The sequence below is a fragment of the Streptomyces sp. NPDC030021 genome (genome assembly GCF_055574035.1).
This window is the reverse complement of the sequence record NZ_JBVIAH010000020.1, coordinates 44185-63872: the sequence shown is the minus strand read 5'-3', so window position 1 is coordinate 63872 and position 19688 is coordinate 44185. Positions and strand designations below refer to the sequence as shown.

Here is a 19688-nt window from a genome sequence, read left to right as displayed (position 1 = left end):
AACCTTTCTGACTACACAAACACTGGCAACCAGGGGGGGAAGATCATCCACCCAAAGACCGATGGAGCCCTGCGGCGCCTGTCTCCCCCACCCGGGCCCGGGTGACGGGGCCCGGGTGACCGGGTCACCAGCCGCCCTCGCCCGGCACCAGCCGCCCCGCCTTGCGGTACTCCCGTCGGGCGCCCTCCAAGAGGTCGTCCGCGGTCACCTCGCCACCGCGCCCGGCGGCGCGATAGGCGGCGGTGACCACCGCGCTGCGGATGGAACCGCCCGCCAGCTCGAAGTCCCGGGCCAGCGGGGCCGCGTCGATGCCGTCGGCGGACGGCACGTGCGTCAGCCCGTGCCGCCACAGCGCGAGGCGTTGCCCGGCGTTCGGGAACGGGAAGTCGACCACCAGGTCCAGCCGCCGCGTGAACGCCTCGTCGATGTTCGCGCGCAGGTTCGTGGTCAGCAGCGCTATGCCGCCGAACGACTCCAGCCGCTGGAGCAGATAGGCGCTCTCCATGTTGGCGTAGCGGTCGTGCGCGCCCCTGACTTCGGAGCGTTTGCCGAAGACGGCGTCGGCCTCGTCGAAGAGCAGCACCGCGTCGGTGCGGTCCGCCTCCGTGAAGATCCCCTCCAGGTTCTTCTCCGTCTCGCCGACGTACTTGTCCACGACCGAGGAGAGCTGGACCACGTACAGATCGAGCCCGAGGTCGGCCGCGACGACCTCCGCCGACAGCGTCTTGCCGGTGCCCGACTCCCCGGCGAACAGGCCGAGGACGCCCCGGCCTCGCCCGCCGCCCGCGCTGAGCCGCCAGTCGCCCAGCACGCGGTCGCGGTGGCGGGCCCGCAGGGCCAGTTCGCGCAGCTGCCCGAGGGGCCCTTCGGGCAGCACCAGGTCCCCCCAGTCCACGGCCGGCCGGATGCGGCGGGTACGGCTCTCCAGCCCCGAGACCGACTGGCGGCGCGCGGCGCGCCGCACGTGGGTGGCGGTGACCGGACCGCCGTCGAAGGCGGCCAGTTCGCGTGCGGCCTGCGCGGCCCGCCGCACGCGGTCCCCGCCGAGGCGGTACGGGGCCACCGTCGCGGCCAGGTCGAAGCCGGCGCCGTCCGCGCCCAGCGCGGCGAGCCAGGCGGCCGTCCCACCGTCCCGGCGGGCCGGCGCGTCCAGGACCAGGGGGTCCTCGGGGCACCAGTGGGGATCGTAGGGACGGGGATCGGCCAGCAGCACGGTCACGTCCGGCGCCGCGGCGAGCGCCCGCACCAGTGGGCCGGGCCGCTCGGGCAGCGCGGGGACGACGACAGCCCGGCCGCTGAGGCGCGCCTCGCGCAGCAACTCGGCCACGTGCTCACCGGGTACGGCGCAGCAGAGCGCGTCCAGGCCCGCGGCGCGTAGGGCGGTGGCGTACGCGGCCAGGCCGTCGCCCTCACGCTGTTCCCGCAGGTAGACGGTGGCGGTGCCGGACTCCAGGAGGGTCGCGAGCCTGTGGGTGAACGGCTCGGCGGCCGTGTCGGGGGGCAGCGGCTCCGGCATCGGGCGCAGCAGGCCGAGCAGTGCGGTGTCCGGCATGTCGTCGCCGAGGAGATGCCCGATGAGTCGGTCGGGCACGCGCAGTGAACGCGTCAGAAACGGGCGTTCGGGATCCTCGATCTCCAGCAGACCGAGAGCCGCGAGGGGTGCGTCGGCGTGCAGCCGGGCCCGGGCCGAGGCGGAGTGCGCGGGCACCCCGCACAGGTCGAGGGCGAGGCCGACGGTGGCCCGGCGCCGGCTCACGTCGTCGTTGAGGTAGCCGTAGAGCGGCTCGAAGGTTCGGTCGACGTCGGGTGCGAGGGCGGTGAGCACGACGGCGACGTCGAGTTCGGTGAGGCCCGCCCGCGCGGCCAGCCGGGCCAGCCGGTCGGCATGGCCGGTCGTGCCATCGGTTCCGGTGCCGGCCCGGGTAGTGCTGATGGCGGCGGCGGTGCCGGATCCCGCTGCGTCGTCCGTCACCGCCGGCCAGGTGCGCAGGAGGTGGCGCACCGCGCCGTCGGACAGGTACAGGCCACGCAGGGGGTCGTCTGCCGTGGGATCTCCGGCGGCCCGCCGTTCGACGAGCTCGGACACCCGCGCGCGCAGCCCGCCGAGACGGGCGAGCAGCGCGCGGGCGGGGTCGTCGACGGCATCCTGCCGTGCCCCGGTGCCCGCCGTCTCCGGACCCGGCGCCGAGACGTACGGGGCGCTCACGGCGCGTCCGGGCGGCGGGGGACCTCCTGGCGGGAAGCCGCGTTCTCGTTGGAGGCCGCGTCCTTGCGGGCCGTCCGAGCCGCCCGGGCGGCCGCCACCTGGTGGGGACGGTGCGAACGGCCCTCGGACACCGCCGGGTCGCCGTCCACACCGCTCACCCGGACCATCGCGCCCTCGGTGACGGGAGGCCCCGCGTCGTACTCCGGGAAGGCCGGGAAGGGCGCGGTCACCACCAGGTCGAGGGACGGCTTCAGCTCGCCGCCGAGCGCGGACCAGATCTCGGCGAGCGACCGCGATTCCGCCTGGATGCCCGCCACCGTCAGCGGTACGGACAGATTCAGCGCCCGCAGGGAACCCGGCAGTTCGTCCGGCGGCAGCACCTCACGGGGCAGTAGCGTCGCGAGTACGGCGGACAGCAGCCGGTGCTCGTCCTGCGGTGTCTTCGTCCACGCCGTCACCAGGTACGACAGCCGGAACCAGCGCGGCGGCTGACTCCGCCGCACGACCACATCGCGCTCGTCCCGTACCGCCACGTGGCCGCGCTGACGCCGGGCCACGTCCTCCCGGATGTCGTACAGGTAGGTGTTGACCACGGGGGCGTTGCGCCGGGCCGCCCAGTCGCGGGTCGGTGCCTCGAAGGACACCTCGATGCCCGACCCCGTCAACGCCCCGCCGCCGAGCAGGCCCTTGAGTACCTCGTCCACCTCGTGGATCATGCCTGCGCTCCCGCTCTGCCCGCACGGCCGTTCCCGCCCGGCCCGTCGTCCACCGCCGATCGTCACCCGGGCGGCCTTGCGGGCCGCAGGGCCGCCGGGGACGACCGCCGGGCAGTCCTCCCTGCCCCCGCGGACACGCGCCGCCGCTTTCGTCTGCCCGGACGGTCAGATGTAGCCTTCCCGAAGGGCAAAAGCCACGGCGTGCGCCCGATTGCGCAGCTGAAGCCGCGTGGTGAGGCCGTGCATGACGTTCTTGACGGTCCGTTCGGAGTAGGCCAGCTTGACCGCGATCTCACCGGTGTCGAAGCCCTCGGAGACCAGGCGCAGTACGTCCACCTCACGGGACGTCAGCCCGAAGGCCGGCATGTCGGTTCGGCCCGCCGTGCCCCGGTGCAGCGTGGCCACCTGCTGGATGAGCCGGCCGAGCAGATCGGCGGGCAGGTCACCTTCACCGCGGGACGCGGCCAGTACCGCTTGCACCAGCCGCTCGGCAGTGGCCTCGTGGCGCCAGACGATCGTGCCGACACCGCACTCCACCACATCCAGCAGCTCGCTCTCCCGCATCGCGCCCACCACGAGCACGGCACGCGCCCCCTCGCTGCGCACGATCCGGCGCAGCCGGACCAGAGCCGCCTCGTCGAGCGAGTCCACGACGAGCAGGGCCACCGTGCCCGGGCCGGACTCCTCGCGCAGCTCGACCTCCGGGTGTCTGCGTAACTGGCCGGCCGCGCCCTCACGGCTGATGGGATCGGTGGCGGACACCGTCACGGGGACGCGCCGGTCCAGGGGGCCGACGGTCCGGACCGTGATGTTCCGGCCCGTGGTGGGAGAGGACGTGCCGGGAGAGGGCGTGCCGGGAGAGGACGTGGTCGTGGTGCGGGGTGAGCTGAGCAACCGATTCCCCTGTTCAGGGGCCCGCCGCGGAGTGCGGGCCGGTGGCGGATGAGCTTCAACCCTTCTGCGGCCGCCGCAGGGACCGCAATCGTGGAGGACCACGAGCCGTACCACGAGGCCGTGCCGGCGACCACCACGAGATCGGCCGCCCCCGCGCACGTCACCGCAGTTCACAGCGGATCCCGACAGCATCGGGGCAGCTCCGGGGGACCGCAGTGAGGTACGCCACTTCAGACCACGCCGACGCGGATTCCGCCATCTCAACCGGCGTGAAAGCACACCTGCCACCACAGGAGCCACTGATGACCGCACCGCTGCTCGAACGCGACGTGACCCGGGCGCTGCTCGCGGCGGAGGCGGAGCGGGCCCGCTTCGGTTCAGGGCGCCTGGTGCTGCTCCAGGGAGCCTCCGGCACCGGCCGCACCTCCATGCTGGAGACCGCCGTCCGGGACGCCGAGGACCTGGGCCTGCGGGTGCTGTGGGCCCGCTGCTCGCCGGAGGACACCGGGACGCCGTTCTCCGCGGTGCAGCAACTCCTGGGTCCGGTGCCGGACTTCGCCGACCTCGCACCCGACGGCGACGACCGGGGGAGCGCGGCCCGGCAGTGGCGGCTGCTGCGTGCCCATGCGGCCGAGGGCCCGCTCCTGCTCGCGGTCGACGACGTCCATCTTGCCGATGCCGCGTCACGCCGCTGGATGCGGGAAGCGGTCCGCCGCATCGACCGATTACCGGTGCTGCTCGTGGTGAGCGAACGCAGTCAGTACGACATCGAGGCCCGGCCCCCCGGCCTCGCCCAGTCCCTGCCTCCGTCCCTCGTACGAACCCACACGATCGAGCCGCTCGGCGACACGGCCGCCACGGAGCTCGTCCGGGCCGCCTTCCCGGCAGCCGGACCCCACTGGACGGCCGAGTGCGTACGGGCGGGCGCCGGCAGCCCGATGCTGCTCCACGCCCTGCTCGACGACCTCGGCGGCCCTCGGGCGCCCGGGCCGGCAGCGGCGGCGATCCCGCCTCTGCCGGACACCTGCGCCGCGCTGTATCCCGGGAGCTATCCGGCGGCGGTTTCGTGGTGGCTGAACAGCGCGGGTGCGGCGACGGCCGAGGTGGCCCGCTGCCTGGCGGCACTGGAGGAGGCCTGGCCCCGGCAGACACACGAGGCAGACGAGACGCGGGAAGCGGAGGGAAGCCGCACCGGACGCGGCGCGGGCGTCCGGGTGGGCACGGACGTGGCCGGGGTACTCGCCGAAGCGGCCGAGGCGGATCCCGCACGGGCCGCCGGCTGGCTCACCGCGATGACCCGCATCGGACTCCTGCGCCCGGACCCGGCCGGCCTGCCCCGCTTCGCCCACCGGCTGCTGCGGGACGCCGTGCTGACCGGCTGGCCGACGTCACGACGCGAGGCGGCACACCGGGTGGCGGCAGAGACGATGCTGCGACGCGGCGAACGCGCCGAGGCGGTCGCCGCCCATCTGCTGCGCACGCGGGGCGTCGGACTGCCCTGGGCACTGCGCGTGCTGCGCGACGCGGCGACGGCCGCGGTGCACGACGCCCGCCCCGGCGACGCCGCAGGCTATCTGCGCCGTGCCTTGGACGAACCGCTCTCCGACGACCGGCGCCAGCAACTGCTGACCGAGCTGGGTTCGCTGGAGTACGCCTCGGCCGACGGCGCGGTGGCCATCGCACGTCTTGCGGAGGCACAGCACCTGCCGGCCGCCCCTCGCGACCGGGTGCGAGCGGCCGTTGCCCTCGGCACGGCCCTGGTCGGCCGCGGCGAGGTCACCACGGCTCTGGAGGTACTGCGGCGCACGGAGGACAGCCTGGACGGACATCCGGGACTCACCCGGACCGTGCAGACCGCCACCGCGCTACTGGCCGACTCCGACCTCGCGACCCGTCAGGAGACCTACCGCAGGCTCTGTGAGAGCGGCGTACACGCGCCGGAACTCGTCGGCACCGCCAGCCGTGCCCTGCTGGTGCGCTACGAGGCGACGGCCGGCCTGATCTCGGCCGGCGAAGCCATGACCCGCGTACGGGCCCTGCTCGCACAGCCCTCCGACCCGCTGGCCGAGCCGTTCCTGCTGGGCACCGCGGCGGCGGTCGCCGAGTGGGCCGACGAACTCGACGAGGCCGAACGGCTCGTGGACCGCGGTCTGGTCGGCCAGTACCCAGCCCTGCTCCATCCCATGGAGCACGCGCTGCTCAACACCCGCGCAGACATCGCCGCGGCGCGCGGTGACGTCGCCCGGCTGATCGCCGTGCGCGACGACGGCGCGGCCATCGGCGCACGCGCCCACGGCGGCCCCTCCAACCGGGACGCCCATGTGCTGATGGCACTAGTCCACACGGGGCGCTTCGTGGAGGCCGCACGGCTCGCGGACGCCTTCGACCTGAGCCGGGCCCCGGAATCATGGGAGCTGAACCGGTTCCTCTACGCGCGGGGAGTGCAGCGCCTGGCCGCCGGCGATCCGGCGGGCGCGCTGCACGACTTCCTGGAGTGCGGCCGCCGCCAGACCGCCCGCGAGGTGCTCAGCCCGGTCGTCACCCCGTGGCGGACGGCTGTCGCCCAGTGCCGCCTTGCGCTCGGTGGCGGTCAGGAGGCCTTGGCCCTGGCCACCGAGGAGCTGCGGCTGGCCCGGGTGTGGAACACTCCGCGCACCGTGGGGCGCGCTCTGCGCGTCCTCGGCACGGCGACCGGCGGTCGCCGCGGACTGCACCTCGCCGAGGAGGCGGTCGAGATCCTCAGGGACGCTCCCGCCGACGCCGGCATGGAACTGGTGGAGGCCCTGATCGCCCAGGGCCGCCAGCTCCACGCCGCCGGCGAACGGGGACAGGCCCGCGACCGGCTGCGCGAGGCGGCAACCCTGGCCGAACGCAAGGGCGGCCTGCGCCTGCTCACCCTGGCCGAGCAGGCCCTCCGGGAGGGCGGCGCGCGGGTCCCTGCCGCGGCGCGGACCGGCTCGGGGGCCCTGACCGGCAGCGAGCGCCGCATCGCCGAACTGGCCGCGGCGGGGCGGACGAACACCGAGATCGCGGACCTCCTGCACGTGGCCCGCCGCACCGTGGAGACCCATTTGACGAGCACCTACCGGAAACTGGGCATACGGCGAAGGTCGGAACTGCCCGCCACTTTGTCCCGTACCCACCCCCCGACCGTCGGTGCCGGGGAACCGTCCTGAGGGCGACCGGGCCTCGCAGGACTCTGCCGGCCCGCAAGGGGTGAGCGCAGGGGGCTGCCATCGGCCTTGGACGCGGGGGGTGACGGGAACGGCCTGCCGAGACGCGTCCGCTCCCCCCGCCCGTGGGGCTTCTTCTCGTGGGGATGGCGACGGCGTCTCACTTCTTGCCTCGCAAGGCTCGCAGGAGCGACTGCGTCCTGCCCATGCCGGGGCCGGGGCCGCTGTCGAGCTGGTTCTCACTCTCGGGGGTGACCCAGCCCAGCGCCTTCCAGAACTCGAGGGCCTCCGGCGGGAACAGGTGCTGGAACTCCTCCGCTTGGAGGGCCGTGTCGGGTGCCTTGGGGGTGCTGTGGTCCTGTTCCATGACACCCTGATGCCGGCCGGTGTACTGCTTCAGGAACTTCTCCACGTAGCTGGGGCCCGAAATGTCGGAGGCCAGGCCCGCGAGATCCCCTTCGATGGTCTTGGAGCCGTACTTTTCCTTCAGATTGGTGAAATGCTGCGGCAGATTCCTGAGGATTTCTTCCATGAACTCCGACCCGGGCGTCAGGATGAAGTTGTTGCCCAGAACTCCCGTGCCGTAGCGCGCGGTGGCCGCCTCGCTGAGGTCCTCGGGGGTCGGATCCTGATCCGTGTCCGCACGGCCCAAAGCGGTGTTCACGCTCTTCTTGTCTCTCAGCCGCGGGGCGAGAAGGGGAACTTCCTCGCTGTGCATCAGCACCTCGGGCGCCGACCTGAGCTGTACGGTGCCCGGTGCGACGTCGACGTCCATGTACACCCCGCCATATTTCTTCATCACGGTGTAGCGCAAGATGTCGGAGGCCAGATTGTGGGCGTTCTTCTTCTTGGCGTCTTTGTAGATCTGGTAATTCTCCTCGCCCGCGTTCTCCTTCACCAGCTTGTCGCTGTCGGCGCGGATCTTCAGACGGCTACCGAAGACCTTTTCGAGAGCCTTCACCCTCGAACTGCTCGCATCGGTCCACAGAGTCAGCGTCCAGTCGCTGTCCTCGGCGTTTTCCTTCCACGCGTTCAGGTTGGCCACGACGGCATCGCCGGGCTTGCCGCCCAGCCAGATGAAGTGCAGGTCCCGCGGCACTGGGACGCGGCGTGCCGATCGCGGCTTGTCAGCCCCGCCCCACACCTGCTGAACGATGTCGGCCTGAGCGGCGAAACCCCGGCTGCTCAGGCGGTTGAGCAGCAGTCGGTAGATGTCCGATCGGTCTGTGGCCGCCAAGTGGCGCACGTATCCCACGAGCCGATCTTGGTCGCCCGAGTAGAGTTCGGTGTTTTCATGGTCGCGCAGTTGGAGGCTCTCGCCGCGTGCCGACTCCGCCGTCTCCTGTTCGCCGGGACGCTCTTCTGTCGCCGTCCCCTCTCCCGGGGCCCGCTGCACCACCGCGGCGACGTGCGGCTCTCGCGCCGGGCTCCGCCCGGTCACGACCCGTTGCACGGACGCGGGCCCGCTCATGGGCCGCTCGTCGCTGCTGCACCCCGGGCCGTGTTGATGCCGGTCGCCGGGCAGGGGCCGGCTCACGCGCTGGACGGGAGCAGGCCCGGCCATGACCCGGTCGGACGCGGTTTCCGCGAAACGTTCGCCCCGGTCACGGGGATGCGAGATGGCGAGTCCGGCACCGTTGTCCGTACCCAAAGCCGGTTCCGGGTCGATGGTGTGGGCCAGCTCGTGCGCCCAGTCCTTCTTGCTCATCGCACCGCCGTCGACGATGTGCCCGCCGGCGGCGAACGCCTTGGCATCGATCAGGGCAGCCGCTTGGCGCGCGATGGTCCCGTCATGGACCTGCACGGCACTGAAGTCCGCCCCGTCGTAGCGTGTTTCCATCTCCTGCTGCAGAGACGGCTCCAGGGGATGCGACGGTGATCGCAGGGCTTCGTCCACGGCCGCTCGCTGCACTTGCGCATGGTCGACGGTCTCGTCCGGAGCGGGCCCGGCCGAAGCTCCACCTCCTGCGGAAGCGACTCGCTGTAAGTGCTTCAGCCAGTGAGAGTTCAGTCCGACAGCCTGGCCGGCGCGGGAGGGCCCTGGCGCCCTCCGACCGACTTGCCCGGCATCCTTCTCGTGCGCATGCACGCGGCACACTCCTTCGCGCAAGGGGATCCTGCCAGCCTGATTGTCCACGCTGCAGTGCCGTGGCATGAAGTCCTCACCGGTGCAGACATGTTGCCCTCGGGAACCGTACGTTCGGGCAACAGGACCACCCCCACACGTCGCGAACGCCCGGTCACCGGCTACGCGACCTCATCAGGGCCCGGCACCGTCCTCTTCGGCACGCAGCCATTTCTCCACGGCTGCGTTTCCCGCAGTGTGCTGGAGGAGTCTCAGGCGCGCCAAGGTGCCGCTCTCGGGGGCAGACCGCGCAATCTTCCTCACCGCGCCCGCGGGTTCCATGGAGATCGTGCGCCTTTGCGTCTCCGCGGCACCCTCCTGCTGGTTGCCCTCCATCCGTCCTCTCTCCGTCGATGACCCGACCGCGTCCCACCATCCACGAATTGCTATCACGGAGATGTCGCCGAGCAGGACTGTAAATCGTTCGGTGCAACTCCCACCCAGCCCGTTGCCGGTGGGTGACCCGCCCGGCAGGTACCGGGGGCCATGGCCCGCTACACGGGGCCGGGTCGAGCGGGCCGGCCACATGCATCATGCTGCGTCGCACCATTCGCACGGCGCTGTGGCGTGGGCACCCGCGGCCTCAAGGAGGCCCGGCCGCGTCTTAGAGGTTGTTGTCTTTCCGGGCTTGAGGACTGCGTTCTCGCTGGTCAGGCATAGGGTCGGCGGTCTCGTGGCAGTGGTGTCGTGTCGTGTCGTTGCTTTGGTGGAGGTCGAGGATGCCGTCGGTCGTGGGACTGGTGGAACAGCGTGAGCTCACCGCTCGCCGTCGTGTCGACGATCTGCGGGAGGAGGCCGACCGCCTCCAGGCGGAGCTGGCCTTGGCTGAGCGGGAGTGGAACGAGTGGGTCATCGCCCGCTCACGCGTTGGCGAGGTACTGGCCCCGGGCAACGACGCCGTCGTCGGCCCCGCCGCCTCCGAGGGTCTGCCGGCTCCCGGTGTGCAACCGGCGCGGCCCGAACCGGCGGAGGCGGCGAAGCCGAAAACAGTGGTGCCGGTGTGGCGCGCGGGGCTGGCCTGGTCGGCGCTGTCGGTGGACTACCAGCGCATCCTGCAGGCCCTCAGCGACCGTAACCGACTCGGTCAAGGAGCGTTGAGGTGCCAGGAGATGGCCGCCTGCTTCGGCCTGGACCCCGTACCGGGAAAGGTGGAGGCACTGCGATCGAAGGCCAAGCGGCTGACGGCGCGCGGCTGGCTGATCGAGCCGGCACCTGGCCGATTCACGCTCGCGAAGGACGTGGCCGGGCAACGCGGCGGGTCATGAGCATCGTCATCGACCAGTAGACCATCGCCTCCGCGCTGGCGATGGAACGCTCGAAGTCGCGCACGAGACGGCGACTTCGCATCAGGTGGGCGAAGAACCGCTCGACGATCCACCGCTTGGGCAGCACGACGAAGCCGCGCATGTCGTCGCTGCGTTTGACGATGGCGAGGACCAGGGTGAGGGCCGCGAGGCAGTACTCGACGAGGCTGCCGGTGTATCCGCCGTCGGCCCAGACCAGGGCCAGCAGGTGGTGCGCGGCAGTGACCGGGTGAGCAGGACCTGGGCCGCAGCGCGGTCGCCCACATCCGCTGCGGTGACCATCACCGCGAGCAGCAGGCCAAGGGTGTCGACCACGACGTGCCGCTTGCGCCCGTTGATCAGCTTGCCGCCGTCGAAGCCGCGGCTGTCAGAGCCGACGACCGCGTCCGCTTTGACCGACTGCGAGTCGATCACGCCCGCGCCCGGCTCCGAGTCCCGCCCGGCCCGCTCGCGGACCAGGCGGCGGAGCCGGTCGTGGAACTCGCGGACCAGATCGTGGTTGCGCCAGCGCCGGAAGAACGCGTAGACCCGGTCGCACGGTGGGAAGTCGGCAGGCATGGCCCGCCACTTCGTGCCGTTGTCGACCAGGTAGCGGATCGCGTCCAGCATCGCGCGGTGGCAATAAGCCTCCGGTTGCCCGCCCCGGCCCCGCAGCCAGCCCGGCACCGGCAGCAGTGGCCGGACCACCGCCCACTCGGCGTCCGACATGTCGGTGGGATACCGACGCTCGCGCGCCCCGTGGTCTCTGGCGTTCCCGAACCTGTGAGCCAGACAGTCACACGCGAGAGTGGCTGAAGTGGACCCCACTCCCGCGTTGCCGTAGAAATGCGACAACAGGTCCTCCTGGACCGCACGTTGGCTTTGACACCCTTCGAGCTACCAAGAGGCCCTGCTCTCATGCACGGCAGCCGCCGCAGTCACCCGATCGACTGACTTCTCGACGAGATCGGGACGACGGCAGTCGCGTCGCTTCTCGTGATCGCTGGGACGGACAAATTCGCACTGCCATCCAGGTAGACGGTCGGCTTGGTGACGCCCCGAGGCCGCCTCGCGGGTTTGAGCCCGGTGCCGCGACTGACGAACCTGGCGAAGAGTCGTGTCTTACCGGTTCGACGTGCGGCCAACCGCCCCGCTACGTCCTACTTCTCCTCCGGCTCCCAGGCGCGGAGCAGGTCGAGCAGCCCTGCGTCTCCGTCAACGTGCAAGGAGTCGGCCTGGATCCGGTCGTACAGGTAGAGGACCAGCTCACTGGCCGTGCCGTGGACGGAGGCGCCGGCTGCGTCCGAGTCTTCGCCGGTCGCGGCGGTGGGCGCGGGGATGCGGGTGGTGCGTGCGCCGTCGCCGTCGACGGTGAGGCGCCAGGAGCGGCCCTCGGCGGCGTGGAAGTCGAAGGCCGTGGGCTTGTGCGGCCAGGCACTCGGCGTTGCGCAGACGGTGAACAGGAACTCCTCCACACCGTCGAGTGCCAGCTCGACCGGCAGCGGCTGCGGGGCGCCCCCGGCGAGCTGGGCGTCGTAGGTGTGCACCGCGGTCTCCTGGACCCGGTGCCGGGCGGTGCCGCCGGCGGTCTGCGGTGACTGCGACGCGGGCCACCACGTCCAGCAACCGCTCTCCGGTCCCGCCGCGCGCAGGGCGCCCAGCAGAAGCTGCGTCGACGCGTCCAGCCAGGCCAGCAGGGCCTCACGCTCCTGCGGCACTTCCAGCGCGGCGCGCGCGGCGACGGCCTCGGCCGGGGGAGCGTCGGCAGACCCCGCGCCGACGATGGCGGCCCAGAAACGGTCTCCCCCACCCAGGTGCTTCACCAGATCGAACAGCGTCCACCCGGGGCAGGTCGGCACCTGCGCGTCGAGACCGGGCGCGGCGGCGACCACGGCGCGGAAGGCGGTCGACCGTTCATCGATCAGTCGCAACAGGTCAGGGAACTCAAGATTCTTTTCCACGCCGGATGTCTATCACCGTGCTCTGGTGATCGGACAGCGATTTTCACAGTCGCCGCCGGTTGGCCATTGCGGACGTCCTCGCCTCCCACCGCTCGGGTGACAAGCTGCGCAGTGCTGCGAGGACGCTGGTGGTGGCGGTACGCCAGGCGTCGTGCCTGTGGGTGCTCCGGCCTCGCCGTGCGGCCAGGCACCTCGGCGACGTGACGTCCACTCGGTGCGCGCGGTCATGCTGCCGCTCGATGTGATGGACGCGGAGGTCACGACGGCGGGGGAGGACCGGTCGGGTCGGGAGTTCAGGTGACTCCCGTTCGACCAGCACTCCTCAAGTTCGGAACAACAACAGCCACTGAGGTTGGAGAAGGCTCACCGTCATCGGGGCGGAGAGGTGGTCGGCCCCCCCGAAAGGAGGGGCGGCGGTAACCGGAGGGTGATTCGCGGACCAGGGCCGGGCCCGCATGCAACAGTGTGGAGGTGTAGCCGACCCTCGGTCAGTAGACCCAAATGGGGTGCGAGCTGAACCGGTGCCAGGGCGTGCCGAAGCTCTCCGTCCAACAGTCCGTGTCCTTCCAGCCGGTGACCTTGTCGGACGCCCGGCCGTCGGGCAGGTACGCGATCAGGTCACCGGTGCAGTCTGAGTCGTTCGGACCGCTGGCGTCGCGCATGATCAGGATGGTGTGGCCACTGCGGTTGTAGACCACCCCGCAGAACGGCCACGAGCAGTCGTCGCTGCCGGCCGACGCGGTCTGACTTGCCACTGCCGCCGGTGCCCCGGCGCCCAGCAGCATTGCCGCGGTGGCCGCGGCCACCGCGAGTATGCGGAATCGCACGCTTGTCCCCTGTCGAAGAGGCCCCGTGTGGATGAGTGTTGGGGCCGGAGGGATGGCAGCGTACCGATGTGTCTGGAGCCGTTATAGCCCCGGAACCGGACACTCTGGCGGGGCCGGATCAGGCCTCCCGCAGACGCCTGGGGGTGTCGAACCACCGATGGCGTCGCGGCGACGGTCGTCGCTGCCGAGCATGTCCGCCAGAAGGGTGGCCGGGGCCCACGGCCAGCGGTCGTGCGTGGTGACCGGTGGCTGGGCTGTCCAGTGACGTTGGTCGCGGATGAGGGCCCACAGAACGTTGAGGCGACGGCGGGCCAGAGCGAGGATCGCCTGCTTGTGGCTCTGGCCCTCGTTCCTCTTGCGGTCGTAGAACGTCTTTGACGTGGGGCAGAAGCGGGCGGCGATCTGAGCGGAGAGGTAGAAGACCCGCAGGAGTCGGCGGTGGTAGCGGTGTGGCCGGCGCATGTTGCCGCTGATGCGACCGGAGTCCCGTGGGACCGGTGCGAGACCGGCGACCCCGGCAAGTCGCCCTGAGCTGTCGAAGGCGTCCATGCCACCGCCGGTGCAGGCAATGAACTCCGCCCCCAGCAAAGGGCCCATGCCGGGCATGCTGAGGACGACTTTCGCGTGGCGGTGCTCTCGGAAACGGGCCGCGATCTGCGCGTCGATGTCAGCGATCTCGTCGTCCAGAGCCAGCACCGCCTTGGCCAGGGCGGTGACCACGGCCGCGGCAGTGCTCTCCCCCGTCACGGCGGTGTGCTGGGCCTGGGCCGCGGCGACGGCCGTATCGGCCATGGCCTGGGCGCCACGGACTTTGCGGTTCTTCAGCCAGGTCGCGAGCCGGCTCGGGCCGACCCGGCGCAGGCCAGCCGGTGTTTGGTAACCGGTCAGCAGAATGAGTGCCGCCTTGGAGGCGGCATAGTCGAAGGCCCGCTCGAGAGCGGGGAAGTACTCCAGGAGCTGTGCTCGCATCCGGTTGATGGCGCGCGTGCGGTCGGCGGCGAGGTCGTAGCGGCGGGCGGTGAGGATCTTCAGGTCCACCGCGATCTCGTCCCACTCTTGCAGCGGCTGCAGGTCCCGGCGCATCCGTGCCTGGTCAGCGATGACATAGGCATCCTTCGCGTCAGTCTTGCCGTCCCCGCGGTAGCCACGGGAAGCGTGATGGACGGTCCGGCCAGGAATGTAGAGCAGTCGCTGACCATGGCCGGTCAGGAGAGCGATCAGCAGAGCGCCCCCGCCGGGGTTCAGGTCGACGGCCCAGGTCACCGGGCTGTCCACGGCCAGTGCGAGGACGTCGCCTATCAGTTCCAGGAGCTCGGGCTCGTTGTTGGGCACCCGGCGCGAGAGCACCTTCATTCCGTCCGTGTCGATCACCGTGCAGTGATGCGCGGCCTTGCCGGCATCCGTCCCCGCCCAGAGCTCGGGAGCCTTCCTTGCCGATCGGTTGACTGGTCCCTGCAGACGACCACGCCGACGTGTCCTTACGAAGCGATCTCTGTTCGCTCATCCCAATGAGTGGCCGTGTCGTCGCGGGGCACTGGGCGGCCAATCAGTCAAAGCCACAACCACGGCATGAGCGCCACAAAGCCACACCCAGGCCCCCGGGTCTCCCGATCGTACGAAGGACCGGAACCAACCCGCCAACACGGTAAGGAGCGCTTCAGTTGGCGAGTGAGTACTTCACTTGGCGAGCTGAGAATTGGGCGTCGATCGTTGGCTTTCGTCCCTCGGGACGAGTAACCGAGTGCGTCCGCCAGGAGCAGGGCCAGGTCGACCTCGTTGGCCCAGCGATCCACCACCCGTGCCCGAGCTGTCCAAGGCATCAGCTGGCATGATCGCCGGGTGAGAGATGTTCGCTTGCCCGTATTTCGCGCATCGGTGCAGCTGTGCTGCCGGAGGGGTTGCTGATGGCTTGGTGGTTTCGTCGGCGGTCCGAGCCGGACGAAGAACTGGCCAAACTGACGGTTGCGGCGGAGCTGGGTGACGATGTGGCGATGGGAAACTTGGCGGTGGGCCTGCATGTGAAGGGTGATCGGGACGGCGCGCTGCACTGGTGGGGTCGGGCATGGGCTGCCGGGAACGTGGTTGCCGGCTTTAACCTGGGCATGCTGCACGCGGTAGCCGGCGACGCGAACCGCGCGCAGGTGATCTGGGAGAAGACCGCAGCGCTCGGCGATCCAGACGCCATGCTGGGCCTCGTCAAGCAGGCACTTGAGCGTGGTGATGCGGCTGGTGTCGAGCGCTGGGCGCCGGTGATCGTTGCACAGGACGAGGCGTTCCCGATCACCGCGCTGGGCGTAGCCTTCTGGGACTGTGGTGACCTGGAGCGCGCCATGCAGGTGCTCCTGCGCGCCGAGGAGCTGGGTGACGGGTACGCGATGGAATACCGGGCGCAGATCCTGGGTGTCTGGGGCCGGCACGAGGAGGCCGACGCGCTGCGAGCTCGGGCTGCGAGGGCCGAGCGGATGCTCTGAGGTGTAGAGCGCGGCGAGCGGGCTCCGGCATCCACCCGACCGAACTGTCCAATGGACGCTCAACTCGCCAATTCAAGCGCTCAGTCACAATCACCCGGTGAGCCGAAGCACGATGGTTGTCACATAGGCAGGCTGATTGTCACCGACGGTGTTGTGGGCGGTTGAGCCTGAGCGCGACAGGTCGACAACTGTGGTCATCCGTGTCCGGCCTCCTAGTTCCGGTTCTCCTGGGTCGGCCTCTGCGGGCTCAGAGAAGCGGCGTTGTCAGTGGGCTCTGCCAGGGTGTGCGTCGTGGATGAACTGGTGGAGCGTGTCGACGATCAAGATCGTGTGCTGGGGATGGTGGTCAGCCGCCGGCAGGCCATCCGGGAGGGTTGGCTGCACCGAGTCGCCGTGACGGTGTGTCGTGATGAGCGTGGACGGATCCTCGTCCACCGACGGTCGGAGCAGGTATCGCGCTTCCCCGGGCTCTATGAGGTCGAGGTCGGTGGCGCCGCAAATGTCGGCGAGTCCTATGAACAGGCCGCCGCGAGGGAGCTGGCCGAAGAGCTGGGCATTCGTGCGCTGCCGAGCCTGCTGTTCACGTTCATCAACCGCAGCGGCTTGAGCCCTCACTGGCTCGGCGTGCACGAAGCCGTGGTGCCGGACGCCGTGGTCCCCGATCCCGATGAGGTCGCCTGGCATGGCTGGCTGACCGAGCCGGAGCTGCGGTCGGCCCTGCTGGAGTGGCGCTTCACCCCCGACAGCAACGAAGCCTTCAGTCGGTATCTGGCGTTTCGGACCGCGCGGTCCCGCCCGTGCCCCCGAGCAGCATGAGGCACACCCCGCCCAGCCCGATCACGGCGCCCGCCAGGTGAGCGAGGCTGGGCCGCTCGGCCACCAGGGGCCAGGCGGCGAGCATCATGATCAAGGGCGAGACCGCCATGACGGTCGAGGCCACGCTCGTCGGCAGCAACTGGGATGCCATGAAGACGAGGAAGAAGAACACGCTCACGTTGAGCAGCCCGAGCACGGCGGATCGTCCCCACCATGCGCCGTGCGGCCGTTGGCGGCACAACGCCAGCAGCACCAGGCCGGCCGGCAGCGCTCGCAGGGCGGCCCCGTACAGCGGGTGGTCCGCCGGCAGGAACTCGTGGGTGACGAAGTAGTTGGCCCCCCAGGCCACCGGCGCCACGGCCGTCAGCGCCACCCAGCGCATGTTTGCTTCCATGGAAGGTAATATAGCTTCCATGGAAGCAAACGTCTCGTCCGAGGAGCACGGCCCACCCCTGGACCTGGACCGGGTGGCCCGGATCCAGGCCGACTGGCGCCGCGAAAGGCCTGACCTCGATGTCGGCCCGCAGGGCGTGATCGGCCGACTGCACCGCCTCGCCGACCGGCTCGGCGCGGAACTCCGCCTCGTCTACGACCGCTACGGCCTCAGTGAAGGCGAGTTCGACGTCCTGTGCGCACTGCGCCGCGCAGGTGAGCCCTTCGAACGGGCGCCGGGCGAGCTCGCCGCGCACACCATGGTCACCACCGGTGCGATGACGAAGCGGATCGACCGCCTGGAACGGTCCGGGCTCGTCACCCGCCGGCGCTCCGACGACGACCAGCGCGGCCGGATCGTCGCCCTCACCTCGGCCGGGTGCGACCTCGTGGACCGGGCGTTCACCGAGCACATGCGCAACGAACGCCGCCTGCTGGACCTGGTGACCCCCGAGGAGGCCGCGCTGCTCGAAACGCTGCTCGCCACCTGGCTGTCCCGTCTGGAGGACTGACGCGGAGGAGGGTTCCCGTCGTGAGGCCATGCAAGCCGGCCGACCGGGCAGCACGGGCCGGTGACGCGGCCCCGGCCGGGACGGCTGCCGTCACCCGCCGGTCCCCGCCTTCGGCCCGACCTGGAGAATGCCACGGTATGAACTCTCAGTCACCGCCGCGCCCTTGGGGCGGACCGCTCCGCGCCGTGCGGGGGTACCCGCGCCGTGCGCCGCTCACCCTCGCCTATGTCTGTCTGCTCCTGGCGAGCCATGCATGGGTCATCTACGGGTTGTCCGCCGATCGGGCGGACACCGTGTTGGGCTACCTCAGCACCAACCTGGACAACCTGCAGGACCATCCGTTGCCTGCGCTGCTCGGCAGCGCGCTGTTCTTCGACGGGACGCTCACGGATGTCACCTCGACCGACTTCCTGGGCACCTTGATCACACTGGGCCTCGGCGTCTGCTGCTTCCTGGCCTGGGTGGAGCACCGGTGGGGGAAGCGGCGCGCCGTAGCCGTGTTCCTCGGCGGGCATGTCGCGGCCACCCTGCTCACCGCTGCCGTCATCACCGTTGCGCTGCAGCACGGTTGGTATCCGACCGTCGTGCGGCAGGCCTTGGACTACGGGGTCAGTTACGGAGCCCAGACCGTGCTGGCGGTCGGCACACTCGCCCTGCCGCGCTGGGGCCGCCTCCCTTGGGCCGTATTCGTTCTCGCATGGCCCCTCGGCGGTGCCGACTGGACGACCGGGCCGCTGCCGGACTTCACCACGGTCGGCCATCTCACAGCGGCGGCCCTCGGCTTCGGGCTGTTGGGTGTCCCGGCCTTCAGGCGGCGACGCGTCCGCACTGCCGGGGAGTCCTCCGCCGCGAGCGACCTCGGGCTGCACCGAGGCTCCGTTCCGGAAGCGACCTCAACGACCTCAACGACCTCAACGGCAGCCGGAACGAAGACACCTCCATCGGTCTGAGCTCCGGCGACGCCGAGAGTGCGCGAACTGCGGCAGCGCGTCCGCAGGCCAGGGCCGGGAGAACAGGGCCGGCATCGCACGCTCCTCACCGGCCAACTCCACATGACGCAGAGCACGTCAATGCCTGGAGCAGTGATGAGCGGCTGCTGCTGCGCTCAGGGCGCTTGACGGTGCTCGGCTCCGCGGATGGTCACCACGGACAAGCCCGGGTCGGCAGGCGGCACCAGCTCTCCGTTGGTGACCTCCACCAGATGTGCCGGAGCGTCGCCGTGTTGCAAGGCGGTCACGTACTCGACGATCTGATCGCGGGAGAGCCTTGGCACTCTCCGGCGCAGGAGGAGCATGGCGTGAACCCTCCCGCGAGCCGCTGCCGCCGCCCGGACCTCATCGTGCAGATCGTCCACCGCGGTCCGCGTGACCTGCCTTCGAATACGGGCTCGGTAGTCCGCTTCCCACGCGCCGGTCAACGCGCACACGACACCGATCTGGTGCAGACCTCCGTCGGCGCGGTCAACGAGGTACGGCCCATTCCCGCCCAGCATGAAGTCCGGGTTCCGGGTGCGCAGATACTCCTCGGTCGTCCAGGACACGATCCATACCAGCTCATGCCGCTCCACATGCGACACAGCCATGCGCATCGGCTCTCCGCCGACCGACAGCTTCCGCCGGCGGTCGCGTTCCAGCTCTTCCTCGACCATCCGAACCGCGTCATCTCGCCCCGTCACCCGGGCAGCATCCCGTACGGACTCGAATGCGACCACCAGGTTTCCTGCTCGCCAGGCACCTGATCGTGTCAGGGGGCTGGTTCGGCCTGCCGAGCCGGGGCCGGCTGCCCTCGCGATGTGGCGGGGACGGCGCCGTACTTGGCCGGCACGGTACGTACCCTTCCTGCCGGTGGCCGTCGCGGCCGCGCCGACGGCGACGGTCTGCATTCCGACCGCGCCGACGGCCCGGCGGCACCCACCCGCCCGCCCTGCCGTTCGTGGCACACAGCACTGGAGCCGGGCCACGGGCAGCCGGGTCGCCGTCTGCCACTACCCGGCCGCCAACTCCGGCACCAGGCATCCCATCCCGTTCGTGTACCTCAACGGCGGACCAGTCCGTGGCATCTCGGTGCTCGACCACCGGTTCCTGCGACTCCTGGCACGCCAGGGCTCCGACGTCCACGCCTACGAACAGGCCGGTGGCGGACGAAGCGACCTGCTCCCCATGGGCCGGTACACGATCTCCAGGCCGGTCCGCGACCTCGCCGCCTTCATCGACCGCCCGGACAAGGGCACGGTCGGCGTCCTCGGATTCTCCTCGGGCGGCGTCGTACTCAC

The 19688-nt window shown here is 70.8% G+C and carries 14 protein-coding genes and 4 pseudogenes; 7 read left to right on the top strand and 11 right to left on the bottom strand.

Features of this window, described 5'->3' with window-relative positions; genetic code table 11:
* Positions 1-124: 124 nt before the first annotated feature.
* The 3 genes from ACZ4YL_RS31995 to ACZ4YL_RS31985 form a co-directional block, all read right to left on the bottom strand.
* Positions 125-2206, bottom strand: coding sequence for an ATP-binding protein (locus tag ACZ4YL_RS31995; protein WP_468121299.1), 2082 nt, complete (start codon positions 2204-2206; stop codon positions 125-127).
* A complete protein-coding gene (locus tag ACZ4YL_RS31990) occupies positions 2203-2922 on the bottom strand; it encodes a Pvc16 family protein (protein WP_468121298.1) in 720 nt (239 codons plus the stop codon). The genes ACZ4YL_RS31995 and ACZ4YL_RS31990 overlap by 4 nt, the downstream gene beginning before the upstream one ends.
* 165 nt (positions 2923-3087) lie before the next feature.
* Complete coding sequence (locus ACZ4YL_RS31985) at positions 3088-3816, bottom strand: helix-turn-helix transcriptional regulator (protein ID WP_468121297.1); 729 nt, start codon at positions 3814-3816, stop codon at positions 3088-3090.
* A 302-nt stretch (positions 3817-4118) separates the two neighbouring features.
* On the opposite strand from ACZ4YL_RS31985, the gene ACZ4YL_RS31980 reads away from it, so the two are divergent.
* On the top strand, positions 4119-6992 hold the full coding sequence (locus tag ACZ4YL_RS31980; RefSeq protein WP_468121296.1) for an AAA family ATPase: 2874 nt from the start codon (positions 4119-4121) through the stop codon (positions 6990-6992).
* A 157-nt stretch (positions 6993-7149) separates the two neighbouring features.
* Here ACZ4YL_RS31980 and ACZ4YL_RS31975 read toward each other — a convergent pair whose 3' ends face one another.
* Entirely contained in the window at positions 7150-8886 is a 1737-nt protein-coding gene (locus ACZ4YL_RS31975) for an eCIS core domain-containing protein (RefSeq protein WP_468121295.1), read from the bottom strand.
* Positions 8887-9833: 947 nt separating this feature from the next.
* Between ACZ4YL_RS31975 and ACZ4YL_RS31970 the strand changes: the two genes are divergently transcribed.
* Positions 9834-10379 carry a hypothetical protein gene (locus ACZ4YL_RS31970; protein WP_468121294.1) on the top strand — a complete coding sequence of 182 codons (546 nt, stop codon included), beginning with the start codon at positions 9834-9836 and terminating at the stop codon, positions 10377-10379.
* Here ACZ4YL_RS31970 and ACZ4YL_RS31965 read toward each other — a convergent pair.
* The 5 genes and pseudogenes from ACZ4YL_RS31965 to ACZ4YL_RS31945 all read right to left on the bottom strand — a co-directional run.
* On the bottom strand, positions 10336-10617 hold the full coding sequence (locus ACZ4YL_RS31965) for a transposase (RefSeq protein WP_468121370.1): 282 nt from the start codon (positions 10615-10617) through the stop codon (positions 10336-10338). The genes ACZ4YL_RS31970 and ACZ4YL_RS31965 overlap by 44 nt on opposite strands.
* A gap of 74 nt (positions 10618-10691) precedes the next feature.
* Positions 10692-11126 (bottom strand): annotated as a pseudogene (locus ACZ4YL_RS31960) (transposase); the annotation flags it as partial.
* 431 nt (positions 11127-11557) lie between these two features.
* A complete protein-coding gene (locus ACZ4YL_RS31955) occupies positions 11558-12358 on the bottom strand; it encodes a maleylpyruvate isomerase family mycothiol-dependent enzyme (RefSeq protein ID WP_329316178.1) in 801 nt (266 codons plus the stop codon).
* A 488-nt stretch (positions 12359-12846) separates the two neighbouring features.
* Positions 12847-13185: a hypothetical protein gene (locus ACZ4YL_RS31950; RefSeq protein ID WP_468121293.1), complete on the bottom strand. Its 339-nt coding sequence runs from the start codon at positions 13183-13185 to the stop codon at positions 12847-12849.
* A 234-nt stretch (positions 13186-13419) separates the two neighbouring features.
* Positions 13420-14643, bottom strand: a pseudogene (locus ACZ4YL_RS31945) (IS110 family RNA-guided transposase); the annotation flags it as partial.
* 425 nt (positions 14644-15068) lie between these two features.
* Here ACZ4YL_RS31945 and ACZ4YL_RS31940 point away from each other — a divergent pair.
* Both ACZ4YL_RS31940 and ACZ4YL_RS31935 read left to right on the top strand, forming a co-directional pair.
* Positions 15069-15656 carry a hypothetical protein gene (locus ACZ4YL_RS31940; RefSeq protein WP_468121292.1) on the top strand — a complete coding sequence of 196 codons (588 nt, stop codon included), beginning with the start codon at positions 15069-15071 and terminating at the stop codon, positions 15654-15656.
* A 339-nt stretch (positions 15657-15995) separates the two neighbouring features.
* The gene (locus tag ACZ4YL_RS31935; protein WP_468121369.1) at positions 15996-16472 is read left to right on the top strand and encodes an NUDIX domain-containing protein; all 477 of its coding nucleotides are present in this window, start codon (positions 15996-15998) and stop codon (positions 16470-16472) included.
* Here ACZ4YL_RS31935 and ACZ4YL_RS31930 read toward each other — a convergent pair.
* A pseudogene (locus ACZ4YL_RS31930) lies at positions 16450-16866 on the bottom strand (EamA family transporter); the annotation flags it as partial. The gene ACZ4YL_RS31935 and the pseudogene ACZ4YL_RS31930 overlap by 23 nt on opposite strands.
* Positions 16867-16885: 19 nt before the next feature.
* On the opposite strand from ACZ4YL_RS31930, the gene ACZ4YL_RS31925 reads away from it, so the two are divergent.
* Together ACZ4YL_RS31925 and ACZ4YL_RS31920 are read left to right on the top strand one after the other, a co-directional pair.
* Entirely contained in the window at positions 16886-17416 is a 531-nt protein-coding gene (locus ACZ4YL_RS31925) for a MarR family winged helix-turn-helix transcriptional regulator (protein WP_468121291.1), read from the top strand.
* Between the two features lie 137 nt (positions 17417-17553).
* Positions 17554-18366: a rhomboid-like protein gene (locus ACZ4YL_RS31920; RefSeq protein WP_468121290.1), complete on the top strand. Its 813-nt coding sequence runs from the start codon at positions 17554-17556 to the stop codon at positions 18364-18366.
* Positions 18367-18521: 155 nt separating this feature from the next.
* Here the strand turns inward: ACZ4YL_RS31920 and ACZ4YL_RS31915 are convergent, their stop codons facing one another.
* A complete protein-coding gene (locus ACZ4YL_RS31915; RefSeq protein ID WP_468121289.1) occupies positions 18522-19127 on the bottom strand; it encodes a YrhB domain-containing protein in 606 nt (201 codons plus the stop codon).
* 79 nt (positions 19128-19206) lie between these two features.
* Here ACZ4YL_RS31915 and ACZ4YL_RS31910 point away from each other — a divergent pair.
* Positions 19207-19683: pseudogene (locus tag ACZ4YL_RS31910) on the top strand (alpha/beta hydrolase); the annotation flags it as partial.
* Positions 19684-19688 lie beyond the last annotated feature (5 nt).